This window comes from Agrobacterium rosae (assembly GCF_002915175.1).
GTDB classification, from domain to species: domain Bacteria; phylum Pseudomonadota; class Alphaproteobacteria; order Rhizobiales; family Rhizobiaceae; genus Agrobacterium; species Agrobacterium rosae.
In genome coordinates this window covers 78,903-90,763 of sequence record NZ_NXEJ01000002.1, presented here as the reverse complement: position 1 = coordinate 90,763, position 11,861 = coordinate 78,903, and the positions used below count along the sequence as shown (strand labels likewise).

Genomic DNA, 11,861 nt, shown 5'->3' with positions numbered 1-11,861 from the left:
ACGTGAGGACGGAGTACGCCTTTAAGCCAAAATCTCCAGCACAGGCGTTTCCATCACTCTCCCCGTTAGAACGTCCGCGATGCCCATATCCGTCTGGTGGGGGCCAATATTGCAGGCGAGCGTGGCACCGAAGCAGGCTTTGAAGACGAGGTAGGGCGGTTGCCATTCCACGATTTGGCCGACCGCATCGCGCACGGTCTCAAAACCGGATGCGACATCTTCCAAACCTACGTCGGAGACGAGGCCGGACAGCGGTAGTGGCAGCAACGCCGTAACCTTACCGCCGGATGCGACGGCCATGCCGCCGCCTGATTTGATAACGGCGTTTGCGGCGACCGCCATATCATCCGCATTGCCGCCGAACACCGTCAGATTATGGCTGTCATGCGCAACTGTGGTGGCGAAGGCACCGTCCCATTTCCCCCAGCCGGTCAGGAACCCGGTTTTGGTGACGGGGTCGGCCTTGCCGTGGCGGTGGGTGACGGAAATCATGGTTGCACCTTCAGGCGGCACCACGAAACCGTTTTCGACGGCTGCTTCCGCCGTCCCCCACTGAGTGAAACGCGGCTTGTCGATGGTGGCGAGTTTGACCCTTTTGCCCTCGGACTTGACCTTGAAATCGGAGGGCGAGCGAGACGTCAGCTTCACCGAATGCTTGAGCGGTGCTGCATCCATTTCTGTGAGATCGACAAGCATCTTGCCAGCTTCTGCAACGGGCGTGCCGCTGGCCAGCACATGGCGTGGGACAAATTGCGACAGGTCTTCGAAGACTGCGATATCGGCACGACGACCGGCAGCGATGAGGCCGAGGTCGTTGCGTTGCAGACGCATGGCCGCATTCAGCGTGGCCGCGCGCAATGCCCATTCCGGTTTAAGGCCGTAGCGCACCAGCCGCCGCACCACATCATCCAGCCCGCCATTTTTAGCGAGATCGTCGGGGAAAACATCGTCGGTGCATAGCGTCAGCGTTTGTGGCAGGTGGCCGAGCGCGTTCAAGGCTTCCACGAATTCCGGTAGGAGATGGTCGTGCGAACCGCGCAGCTCTATCGTCAGCCCGGCCCGCAGCTTTGCCATGAGATCGGCAGCGGATGTCAGCTCATGGTCAGACGTGATGCCTGCTGCCATGAAGGCGTTGAGATCTGCACTTTCAAGACCGCGAGCATGGCCGCAGATCAGCTTGTCGGAAAACAGGCCTTCCTGAAGAATGGCGCTCATGCGCGGATCGCGGTCGATGACGCCGCGCATGTTCATGACTTCGGCAACGCCGCCGACCTCAGGCCAGAACAGCATTTCGGCCATGGCGGAAGCGTCGAAATCTGCACCCGCCTGTTCCAGCCCCGGCGCTGACGGCACGGACGATGGTGCCAGCAGGATGGCTCGCAACGGCAGCCCCTTGCTGGCTTCCGCCGCCCAGCGCACGCCATCGATGCCATGGACATTGCCGAATTCATGCGGGTCCCAGACGATGGTGGTGACGCCGCGAGGGACAACGGCACCGGCGTAGGCGGCGGGCGTCACCATGGAGCTTTCGACATGCATATGCGTATCGATCAGCCCCGGCGAAACAAAAGCGCCCGTCGCATCCAGAACCTGTGCGGCATCTGTGCGGCTTCCAGCCGCGTGGACGCTGGCAATCAGCGGGCCGACAATGCCGATATCGGCCAGACGAAGCTCGCCCGTGACCACATCGACAAGCGTGCCACCGCTGATCAGGATATCGAAGGGCTGGTCGCCCCGTGCTGCCGCCACGGTGCGGGCGCGCAATGTATCTTCAATCATCCCGTCACGATCAACGATAATGGTCTGTTGTTTCATCGGCTTGCCTCCTGACGCAGGGCATCGAGAATGATGGATTTGGCGCTGATAGCATCAACCGTTTCGGCAAATTGCGCATTGAAACGCTCCGCATGGGCGGCACGCGCTTCGACCACGGTGCGGCCACGCGTGAGCCCACCGTGAAGCTCGACATCAACGCGCGCTTTTTTCCAGCCAATGCAATCTGGGGCCACCAAGGCGACGGCTGCACAGGGGTCGTAAAGGGCCATGGCATCACGCCCGCGACTGGTCGCGATGTTGATGAAGCCTTCCAGCATATCGGCAATCAAGCCTGCATTCTTGCCTCCGGCTGCGCGAATGGGTGCAACATCCGAAAGCGTAGCGGTGACCTTCCGGCAGAGATCGAGATCGACCATGCGCAGGGGCAGACCGTGAGCGATGACGATGGCCAGCGCTTCGGGATCGGCGAAGGCATTGAATTCCGCAGATGCCGTATGATTGCCAGCCGTGACGCCGCCACCCATCCAGATGAGGTCTGTGATGCGGGCGGCAAGGTCTGGCCTTGCAAGGCAGAGCGCGGCGATGTTGGTGACGGGGCCGAGCGCGAGAATACGCTTGTCTTCGCTGCCATCTGTCAGCCAGTCGCAAAGCGCTTGAAACGCATTGCTGTGGGGCAGATCGGCAGCGGCGGGCAGGCCTGCACCAACCGTTGGAATGCCGGTATCGCCGAGGATAGTTTGTGCGGTTTCAAGCTTTCCGAGAACGGGATTTTCGCGGCCCGTATGGATGGGGAAGTCCCAGCCAAAGGCTATTTTCGCGCTGGCAGCATTGCGGCGCACCTGCGCCAGCGGTGCGTTGCCGAACACCAGCGAGAGTCCATCGATCTGGAGCCCGTGAGACGTTGCCACCATGATGGCGGCGATGTCATCGAAGCCCATGTCGCAGTCGATCCAGATACCCATGATCAGCTGAACACTTTCAGGCTGGCTGCTTTCTTGACCGGCAGGTCGAAGGCAAGTGGTGTACCGATGTCCTGCACCGGCAGTCCGGCATCGACTTCCGCTTTGATGGGGCCAAGCGGTGTATCCAGCAGATATTCACGCGTGTTGCCCGCAAAAGACGTGCCGCGCACGGTTCCCTCGAAAGGTCCTGAACCGAGGGTCACCATGCGCGGCCTCCAGGCAAGTCCCGCCGTACTCGGAACCTGACCGGAAAGGGCAATGCGGCCATTGTCTGTTTTCAGCTCGTCACCTTCCAGACGAAAGATGTTTTCAAAGCCGACGAAGTCAGCCACGAAGGACGAGACGGGTGCGTTGTAAATCTCTTCCGGCGTGCCGATCTGCTCGATGGTACCATTCTTCATCACCACGATGCGGTCGGCCAGCGCCAAGGCCTCGACCTGATCATGCGTGACAAAAATCATGGTGACGCCGGTGGCCTTCTGCACGCGCTGAAGCTCCGTGCGCATTTCCAGCCGCAACCGTGCATCGAGGTTCGATAGTGGCTCGTCTAGAAGCAGAACCTTGGGGTCCATGACCATGGAGCGAGCCAACGCCACGCGCTGTTGCTGCCCGCCAGACAATTCCGCTGGTTTGCGCGAGGCGAAAGCGGAGAGGCCAACGGATTTCAGGCCGGATACGACTTTCTCGTCCAGCGGCGAACCTTTCATGCCCTTCAGCTTCAGACCGAAGGCGACATTTTCGTAGACCGTCAGATGCGGAAACAGCGCGTAGGACTGGAACACCAGCCCCACCGCCCGCTTGTTGGCGGACACGCGGGTGATATCGGCACCGTCAAGATCGATACGACCACCGGCTACGGGCATCAGCCCGGCAATGGCGCGCATCGTGGTGGTCTTGCCGCAGCCGGATGGGCCGAGCAGCGCCAGAAGCTCGCCCTTGCGGATATCGAGATTGAGGTCTTTGACCGCAACGGAGTTGCCGTAGGCCAGCGACAGGTTCTGGAGCGAGAGGTAATTTGCATCAGACATAACGGGAGAACCCCAGAAAACGTTCGGCCATGAAGACAATGCCGATGGACAGGAAGGCGAGCAGCGACGACAGCGCCGCCACGGATGGGTCGAAGACGATTTCCATATAGCCCAGCATATCGATGGGCAGGGTGCGCACGCCGGGACCGGACAGGAACAGCGACACCGGCACTTGGTTGAAACTGGTCACGAAGCCCAGAATGAAGGCTGAGAGAATGCCGCCCCTGATATTCGGCAGCACCACGCGAAAGAATGCACCGATGCGGGAAGACCCGAGCAGGACGGCTGCTTCCTCGATATCCGAGCGCAGATTGGTGAGGCTGGCCGAGACGACGCGCACGGCATAGGGCAGGATCAGCGCCGTGTGGGCCAGAAACAGTGCCAAAGTGATGCCGATGCCGAAGGGCACGACGAAATATCTAAGCAGAGCCAGGCCAACGATGATGCCGGGAACGATGATCGGGGCCGAAACGATGGTGCGGATGGTCTCCGAAAACGGCAGCTTGTAGCGCGACATGGCGTAGGATGCGGGTACGCCGAGGATGAGCGCTGCGAAGGTTCCTCCGATGGCCAGAAACATCGACATGGCAAAGCTTTCGCGGAAACTTTCGACCGTGAAGACTTTGGCGATCCATTTCAACGAAAAGCCCTGCGGCGGAAAGGCCAGCGTATCGCCCGCCGAAAAGGATGCGGCGACGATGATGAGGAACGGGCCGATCAGAAAGCCGATGACCAGCGCGAGCGTGAGCGGAATGAAGAGGTGCCGGGTCATTTCTTGTTCCTTGCCGTGGCGATGCGCTTGAGCAGGATATTGGCCGCAAAGCTCATGACGATCAGAATGAAGGCGATGACGCTGGCGGCAACGAAATTGTTGGAGACCGTGACCTGCTGGTAGAGCAGCGTTTCCAGCATCAGAACCTTGGAGCCGCCGAGAATGGCGGGCGTGATATAGGCCGTCAGAGAGCCGGTAAAGACCAGTGTGCCGCCGACGACAAGACCTTCCTTGGTCAGCGGCAGAATGACCTTCCAGAACACCTGCAACCAGTTGGCACCGAGCACCCGCGAGGCGGCGATGACGTCTTTCGGCATGTTTTCCAGCGCACTGATGAGGGAGATGATCATCAGCGGCAGAAACAATTGCAGCAGGCCGATGAAGACGGCCGTTTCGGAAAACAGAATGCGGATCGGCGCATCCGTGAGGCCCACAAGCTTCAGCAGCTCGTTGACCATGCCGGTGCGACCGAGAATGACGATCCAGGCATAGGTGCGGGCCACCGGCGAGATCATCAACGGCAGGATGACGAGGTTGATCATGTGGCCTTTGGAGTTGGCCGGTAGATTGACAATGGCGAAGGCCGCCGCATAACCGATGATGGCGGAGACTACGGTGACGAGCGCGCCGAGCTTCAGCGTGCGCAGGAACACGGCGCGGTTCAGCGGATCGAAAAAGAAATCCACATAGGCCTGAAAGGTCCAGCCATCGGCGGTGCGAAACCCTTCCGACAGAAGAATGAACACGGGCACAAGAAACACCGCCGCCGCAAAGATTGCAGCGGGCAAGGCAAGCGCCAAGGCTTCAGCCCGGTTTTGAAACATGGAGTCTTCTCCGGTGTTGAATTGTCTCCGCCTTTGCTTGGCGGAGGATTTGTATTGAGCGTTGGTGGGTGCCAGCCCCCCTCTGCCCTGCCGGGCATCTCCCCCACAGGTGGGGAGATCGACTCGCGGCAAAGTTTCAGGCCATCTCATAGGTCGAGACAGGAGCGGTGTCGGTGCATCCTGCTGATCTCCCCCCTTGTGGGGGAGATGTCCGGCAGGACAGAGGGGGGTGACGTGCGTCAGCACGTAGCCCCCAACGCCCGAACCGTCCTTACTGACCAACCTTCGCATTCCACTCCGACAACCACTTGTCGCGGTTATCCAGCGTGGCAGCAGAGGGAATGAGCTGGAGGCTTTTCGCCGTCTCATCGCCGTAAGTGATGTTGTTGGCGACTTCGTCGGAGACCTTCACCTCTTTATTCGTTGGGCTATCGACCAGCTTTTCAGCCAGCGCCTTCTGCACATCCGTCGAGAGCCAGAAATCCATGAACTGCAGCGCGAGGTCTTCGTTCTTGCCGTTCTTCGGCACCACGAGAACATTCATTCCGCCCGTCTGGCCTTCCTTGGGCGTTGCCCACGCCAGTGGCAGGTCGAGCTTGGTGAAGGGTGCCCAGGAGAAGCGACCGATGGGGGCGGCCCAGATTTCTTCCTGCTGCATCAGCTGCACCAACTGCGAAGACTTCACATAGAAGGTGACGATCTCGTCCTTCTTTTCGCCGACAGCCTCGATAGCGCCGGAGAGGTCAGGCGTATCCTTGCCAATGGCCTTGCCCAGCATATAGAGCGCTGGCGGGCCCTGATTGGTGGTGACATTCGGGAAGGCCACGTGGTCAACGATGCCGTCCTTCAACAGATCGGCCCAGCTATCGATCTTCATCTTGTCGGTGCGGTAGACGATGGAGGTGGCGTAGAAGTTGACGCCAACACTCATGCCATCGCCGTTCGGGTCCTTGGCGATATCATAGAGCTTGTCGACATTCGGCACTTTGGCGGTATCGATCTTCTGAACGAGGTCCTTGCGGGCGGCGGATAGCGCATCGGCCATGGAGACGATGGCGAGATCAATGACCGGGCTTGCCTTGTTGGCTTCCATCTTGGCCAGACGCTCGACGCTGTTGCCGGTTTCGACCACCAGCTTGCAGCCGCATTTGGCTTCGAACGGCGTGTAGACCAGTTCCTTGAATTCGTCCTGCGCGAAGGCATAGACGGAAATCGTCAGTGTCTTGTCCTGCGCCTGCGCGGCACCCATGGACAGCATCAGCGCCGTTCCGGATGCCAGAATGATCTTCTTCATGATGTGAGTTCTCCTGCTGTCGAGGTTTTGTTGGCTGTCTGCTTGTTATGATTTGGGCCGCAAGAGCTTCTGATGATGAGCTGCATTGCGACTTTCGAGACATCGGCGACGACGCCTCCCGAAACGGGGCGGTCTTCGGCATCGATGCTGCGCACCAGTGCTGTAACGGCGAGATCCGCGACACGCGCCATATCCATGCGAATGGTGGTCAGCGCCGGCGTGACGACAGGTGCCCAGATAAGATCGTCAAAGCCTGTCACGCTGGCCTGTTCCGGCACGGTCACGCCATCACGCTGCAATTCGGTCAGAACGCGCAGCGCGTGAAGATCGGAAACCGCCGCAAAAGCGGTAAAGCCCTGCGCTACCTTCTGCGCGACACCCAAGGGACACCCTGCCCCACCCTGTTTTTCCACAGACGCAATCCACAGCGTCTCCGTCCGCGCAGCACTGCCAAGCCCAGACCTGATTCCCCCAACGCGGTCATTCTGAACGTTGGAATCCGGATTGTTGCCGATGATGACCACTCTGTCGTGACCCAGTTCCGCCAGATGCCGACCGATCTGAACGCCACCGTCCCAATGATCGGCGGACACCGTATTTCCAGGGGTGGAAGGTGAATCGATGACGGCCACGGGGCAATCGACATTGCCGATGCGCGTACCGCGACGGGGCACGATGACCATACCTTCGACGCCGCGTTCGATGAGGCGGTTGATCGCTTGTGTCTGCTTGGCGACATCGCCATGAGAGTCTGCAATCAGAACGCCGTAACCGGCATCGTCAGCTGCCTTTTCGATGGCCTGGGCGATCTGCGGAAACAGCGGATTGGCGATATCCGGCAACACCAGACCCAGAACGCCGCTTTTGCCGGTACGCAGGGCACGACCGGCGATGCTGGGCACATAGCCCAGTTCTGCAGCCTTCAGGCGTATCTTGTCTGAGAGTTCTGCGGAGACGCGACCCTTGCCGGAAAGCGCATTGGAGACCGTCGCCGCAGACACACCGAGTGCCGAGGCGATTGCCGTCAGATTTGCGCCTGCACGACCAGAGGTCATGGCTTATCCATCCGCGTGATTAAACGTTTAATCAGCGTAATTCGAAAGTGCGTTTTTGTCGAGTCGGCAACGGGTGAATTTCTGCGGGAAAACTCTAAGTGGCGAAAACAAGGGAGAAATTATTATCAACCCCTCGTGCGAAACGCCTCGACCTCAGCCAGAAGCCACTGCTTGAACAGCACCACGGGCGCATGGTTGATGCGCGAAAGCGGAGCCACGGCATAATAGGAACTGGGGCTTTTGACCTGATGATCGAAGGCCGGAACCAGTTGCCCGGCCTTGAGTTCGATATCGATCAAAAACAGCGGCATCAACGCCACACCCAGCCCGGCGATGCAGCCCTGCGCCACGCTGGAGAACTGTTCGAACCGCATGGCGGGTGCATTCTGTGCGCCAAGCCCAAGGCTCTGAAACCAGTGGTCCCACGCGCCGGGTCTGGACGCCATATGCAGCAGCGGCAGGGTCGAGATATCCTGCGCCTTGGCGATGGGGTGCTGCGCGAGAAAGGATGGGCTGCACACCGGTGCCACCATCTCATCCATCAGAAACGTGCTTTCCGCCGCCGGCCAATCCGGCTGGCCAATATGGATGGCCATATCGAGGCCTTCCTTTTCGAAATCGAACTGGCCGATGCGGGTGGCGAAATTGAGCGTGATTTCCGGGTGCGCTGCCACGAATTTGGGAATGCGCGGCAACAGCCAGCGCGTGCCAAAGGTGGGCAGCATGGCGAGGTTCAGCGTGCTGCCATGCGTTTTGGTCATAATCTGCAAGGATGCGGAGCGGATATCGCCCAGCGCCGTGCCGATGGCCTTGGCATAGGTCTGACCCTCGGCGGTCAGCGAAACACCGCGCGCGCCACGATCGAACAGCCGCACGCCAAGCTGTTCTTCCAACGACAGAACCTGCCGGCTGATGGCTCCTTGCGTTAACGAAAGCTCGTCTGCGGCCAGCGAAAAACTGCCCAGCCGCGCCACGGAATCAAAGGCGGCGAGAGCGCTGGTGGAGGGCAGAAGTTTGCGGCTGAGCGAGGTCATGGCGCATTCCTATCGGTAATAGCAAAATGAGTAAACATGGCTTGCCGCGACGCTACCAAATGCCAATAATCGGCTCAGCAATTTTGGAGATTTACCGTGAGCGAACGCACAGCATTCAATTGGCAGGACCCGTTTCTTCTCGAGGACCAACTGACCGAAGACGAGCGGATGATCCGCGATACGGCAGCGGCCTTTGCCCAATCGGAGCTTCTGCCGCGCATCAACGAAGCTTATTTGTCCGAAACTTCAGAGCCTGAGCTGTTCCGCCTGATGGGCCAGACCGGCCTTCTGGGTGTGACGCTTCCCGAGAAATACGGTGCTGCCGAAGCTAGCTATGTCGCTTACGGCCTCGTCGCACGTGAAGTCGAGCGCATCGACAGCGGTTATCGCTCGATGATGAGCGTGCAGTCCTCGCTCGTCATCTACCCGATCTTTGCCTATGGCTCGGAAGAGCAGAAGGACAAGTATCTGCCCGGCCTCGTCTCCGGCGAGCTGATCGGCTGCTTCGGCCTGACCGAGCCGGATGCGGGTTCCGACCCGAACGGCATGAAGACGCGTGCCGAAAAGATCGAGGGTGGATATCGCCTGCGCGGCTCCAAGATGTGGATTTCCAATTCGCCGATTGCCGATGTTTTCGTCGTCTGGGCAAAATCTGAAGCGCATGACAACCAGATCCGCGGCTTCGTGCTGGAAAAAGGCATGAAGGGTCTGTCCGCACCAAAGATCGGTGGCAAGCTGTCGCTGCGCGCCTCCATCACCGGCGAGATCGTCATGGACGGCGTCGAAGTGGGCGAAGATGCGTTGCTGCCTGGTGTCTCCGGTCTCAAGGGTCCGTTCGGTTGCCTCAACCGCGCCCGCTACGGCATTTCCTGGGGTGTGCTGGGTGCCGCCGAAGACTGCTGGTTCCGCGCCCACCAATATGGCATGGACCGCAAGCAGTTCGGCAAGCCGCTGGCCGGCATGCAACTTTACCAAAAGAAGCTGGCCGACATGCAGACGGAAATCACGCTCGGCCTTCAGGCCTCGCTTCGCGTCGGTCGTCTGTTCGATGACCACAAGATGGCACCTGAGATGATCTCCATCGTCAAGCGCAACAATTGCGGCAAGGCGCTGGATATTGCTCGTCAGGCCCGCGACATGCATGGCGGCAACGGCATTCAGATCGAATATCACGTCATGCGCCATGCGCAGAACCTGGAAACGGTCAACACCTATGAGGGAACGCATGATGTGCACGCGCTGATCCTCGGCCGCGCCCAGACCGGCATTCAGGCGTTTTTCTGAGATTGAACGATCAAGCAACCGGCGGTGCCATGCCGCCGGTTTTTGCTGCGATGCGAAATAAATAATACTTTTTAATGCGCTGACCGGTTGAAACCGCCGCCGCACGAATTAATATAGAGATGTCATCATCGTCTCTGGCAAATCCATTTGCCATATCCGGTATCGCTGCATTCGATTGTCCCGCCACGGAAGACATGTCATGCAGCACCGGTAAATTCCGAGACCTCAGTTAAACGCCAAGCATCGGCACCGTGCCGGTCGGTAAAGTCACGAAGGTATTTCACATGCACAGCTATCCCAACGTCAAGCTCCTCATCAACGGCGAATGGCGCGACGCCTTGTCCGGCAAGACCATTGCCGTATCCGATCCGGCAACCGACGAAATCCTCGGCCAGATCGCCCATGCGGAAAAGGCTGATCTCGATCTGGCGTTGGACGCTGCCGACAAGGGCTTCAAGGTCTGGCGCGAAACATCCGCCTATGAGCGCTCCAAGATCATGCGCAAGGCGGCTGACCTGCTGCGCGAGCGCAAGGACACGATTGCCTGGCTGATGACCCGCGAACAGGGCAAGCCATTGGCGCAGTCTGCCATGGAAGTCATGGGCGCTGCCGATACCATCGACTGGTTTGCCGAAGAAGCACGCCGCACCTACGGCCAGGTCATCCCTGCCCGCGCCACCGGCGTTTCGCAGCTGGCCATCAAGGTTCCCGTCGGTCCCGTTGCAGCCTTTACGCCTTGGAACTTCCCGATCAACCAGATCGTGCGCAAGCTGTCCGCAGCGCTCGCTGCTGGCTGCTCCATCATCGTCAAGGCTCCCGAGGAAACACCGGCATCACCTGCCGAACTCATCCGCGCCTTCGTTGATGCAGGCGTTCCCGCTGGCGTCGTCAATCTCGTCTATGGCGTGCCTTCGGAAATTTCCGAATATCTCATTCCGCATCCGGTCATCCGCAAGATTTCCTTTACCGGCTCCACGCCGATCGGCAAGCATCTCGCTGCCCTGGCCGGCAAGCACATGAAGCGCGCCACGATGGAACTTGGCGGCCACGCCCCTGTCATGATTTTCGATGATGCCAATATCGAAAAGGCCGTCGAAATCATGGCGATGTCGAAGTTCCGCAATGCCGGTCAGGTCTGCGTCGCACCGACACGTTTCCTCGTGCAGGAAGGCGTTGCCAGCCAGTTCCTCGACGGTTTCGTCAAAGCCGCTGAGGCCGTTAAGGTCGGCAACGGCCTGGAAGATGGCATCACCATGGGGCCGCTCGCCAATGAGCGCCGCATCCCGGCGATGGAAGCCCTTATTCAGGATGCCGTTTCCAACGGCGCGGAACTCAAGACCGGCGGCAAGCGCATCGGCAACAAGGGCAACTTCTTCGAACCGACCGTGCTGGCCAACGTCCCGACATCTGCCAAGATCATGAACGACGAGCCGTTTGGCCCGGTTGCCATCGTCAACACGTTCAAGTCCTTCGATGACGCGATCTCGGAAGCAAACCGCCTGCCCTTCGGCCTGGCATCCTTTGCATTCACCGGCTCGGTCAAGACGGCGCACGAACTTGGCCGTCAGGTCGAAGCTGGCATGCTGACCATCAACCACAACGGCCTTGCTCTGCCAGAAGTACCCTTCGGCGGCATCAAGGACTCGGGCTACGGCACGGAAGGTGGTTCGGAGGCCGTCGGTGCCTATCTGGAAACACGCTTCGTGAGCCAGATGAACTGATATCCGGCTGATTTGAACTGAAGTTTAAAGCCCGGTGTTTTGCGACACCGGGCTTTTCATTTGCAAAATTGCGCACTCGCCATTAAGAACAAAGAAGGAACGACGAGGGAA

General features: G+C 59.4%; 11 protein-coding genes. 2 read left to right on the top strand and 9 right to left on the bottom strand.

Features of this window, described 5'->3' with window-relative positions:
* Window positions 1–21: 21 nt before the first annotated feature.
* From CPJ18_RS03155 to CPJ18_RS03115, 8 genes are all read right to left on the bottom strand, one after another.
* A complete protein-coding gene (locus CPJ18_RS03155; protein ID WP_103657031.1) occupies window positions 22–1,815 on the bottom strand; it encodes an adenine deaminase in 1,794 nt (597 codons plus the stop codon).
* Complete coding sequence (locus tag CPJ18_RS03150; RefSeq protein WP_103657030.1) at window positions 1,812–2,738, bottom strand: nucleoside hydrolase; 927 nt, start codon at window positions 2,736–2,738, stop codon at window positions 1,812–1,814. The genes CPJ18_RS03155 and CPJ18_RS03150 overlap by 4 nt, the downstream gene beginning before the upstream one ends.
* A 2-nt stretch (window positions 2,739–2,740) precedes the next feature.
* Window positions 2,741–3,766, bottom strand: coding sequence for an ABC transporter ATP-binding protein (locus CPJ18_RS03145; protein ID WP_103657029.1), 1,026 nt, complete (start codon window positions 3,764–3,766; stop codon window positions 2,741–2,743).
* On the bottom strand, window positions 3,759–4,538 hold the full coding sequence (locus CPJ18_RS03140) for an ABC transporter permease (RefSeq protein WP_103657028.1): 780 nt from the start codon (window positions 4,536–4,538) through the stop codon (window positions 3,759–3,761). The genes CPJ18_RS03145 and CPJ18_RS03140 overlap by 8 nt, the downstream gene beginning before the upstream one ends.
* Window positions 4,535–5,362 carry an ABC transporter permease gene (locus CPJ18_RS03135; RefSeq protein ID WP_062452230.1) on the bottom strand — a complete coding sequence of 276 codons (828 nt, stop codon included), beginning with the start codon at window positions 5,360–5,362 and terminating at the stop codon, window positions 4,535–4,537. The genes CPJ18_RS03140 and CPJ18_RS03135 overlap by 4 nt, the downstream gene beginning before the upstream one ends.
* Window positions 5,363–5,633: 271 nt before the next feature.
* Window positions 5,634–6,656: an ABC transporter substrate-binding protein gene (locus tag CPJ18_RS03125; RefSeq protein WP_103657027.1), complete on the bottom strand. Its 1,023-nt coding sequence runs from the start codon at window positions 6,654–6,656 to the stop codon at window positions 5,634–5,636.
* Window positions 6,653–7,711, bottom strand: a complete 1,059-nt coding sequence (locus CPJ18_RS03120) for a LacI family DNA-binding transcriptional regulator (RefSeq protein WP_103657026.1) — start codon at window positions 7,709–7,711, stop codon at window positions 6,653–6,655. Before CPJ18_RS03120 ends, CPJ18_RS03125 begins: the two co-directional genes overlap by 4 nt.
* Window positions 7,712–7,836: 125 nt before the next feature.
* Window positions 7,837–8,745: a LysR family transcriptional regulator gene (locus CPJ18_RS03115; RefSeq protein WP_103657025.1), complete on the bottom strand. Its 909-nt coding sequence runs from the start codon at window positions 8,743–8,745 to the stop codon at window positions 7,837–7,839.
* A 96-nt stretch (window positions 8,746–8,841) separates the two neighbouring features.
* Between CPJ18_RS03115 and CPJ18_RS03110 the strand changes: the two genes are divergently transcribed.
* Window positions 8,842–10,029, top strand: coding sequence for an acyl-CoA dehydrogenase (locus CPJ18_RS03110; RefSeq protein WP_103657024.1), 1,188 nt, complete (start codon window positions 8,842–8,844; stop codon window positions 10,027–10,029).
* A gap of 10 nt (window positions 10,030–10,039) precedes the next feature.
* On the opposite strand, the gene CPJ18_RS03105 is transcribed toward CPJ18_RS03110, so the two are convergent.
* The gene (locus CPJ18_RS03105) at window positions 10,040–10,237 is read right to left on the bottom strand and encodes a hypothetical protein (protein WP_146258645.1); all 198 of its coding nucleotides are present in this window, start codon (window positions 10,235–10,237) and stop codon (window positions 10,040–10,042) included.
* A 76-nt stretch (window positions 10,238–10,313) separates the two neighbouring features.
* On the opposite strand from CPJ18_RS03105, the gene CPJ18_RS03100 reads away from it, so the two are divergent.
* On the top strand, window positions 10,314–11,750 hold the full coding sequence (locus CPJ18_RS03100; protein ID WP_103657022.1) for an NAD-dependent succinate-semialdehyde dehydrogenase: 1,437 nt from the start codon (window positions 10,314–10,316) through the stop codon (window positions 11,748–11,750).
* Window positions 11,751–11,861 lie beyond the last annotated feature (111 nt).

What these genes read in the sequence shown, in the direction of transcription:
- CPJ18_RS03155 (WP_103657031.1), bottom strand. Translation starts at nt 1,815, where the DNA reads ATGAAACAACAGACCATTATCGTTGATCGTGACGGGATGATTGAAGAT.
- CPJ18_RS03150 (WP_103657030.1), bottom strand. Translation starts at nt 2,738, where the DNA reads ATGGGTATCTGGATCGACTGCGACATGGGCTTCGATGACATCGCCGCC.
- CPJ18_RS03145 (WP_103657029.1), bottom strand. Translation starts at nt 3,766, where the DNA reads ATGTCTGATGCAAATTACCTCTCGCTCCAGAACCTGTCGCTGGCCTAC.
- CPJ18_RS03140 (WP_103657028.1), bottom strand. Translation starts at nt 4,538, where the DNA reads ATGACCCGGCACCTCTTCATTCCGCTCACGCTCGCGCTGGTCATCGGC.
- CPJ18_RS03135 (WP_062452230.1), bottom strand. Translation starts at nt 5,362, where the DNA reads ATGTTTCAAAACCGGGCTGAAGCCTTGGCGCTTGCCTTGCCCGCTGCA.
- CPJ18_RS03125 (WP_103657027.1), bottom strand. Translation starts at nt 6,656, where the DNA reads ATGAAGAAGATCATTCTGGCATCCGGAACGGCGCTGATGCTGTCCATG.
- CPJ18_RS03120 (WP_103657026.1), bottom strand. Translation starts at nt 7,711, where the DNA reads ATGACCTCTGGTCGTGCAGGCGCAAATCTGACGGCAATCGCCTCGGCA.
- CPJ18_RS03115 (WP_103657025.1), bottom strand. Translation starts at nt 8,745, where the DNA reads ATGACCTCGCTCAGCCGCAAACTTCTGCCCTCCACCAGCGCTCTCGCC.
- CPJ18_RS03100 (WP_103657022.1), top strand. Translation starts at nt 10,314, where the DNA reads ATGCACAGCTATCCCAACGTCAAGCTCCTCATCAACGGCGAATGGCGC.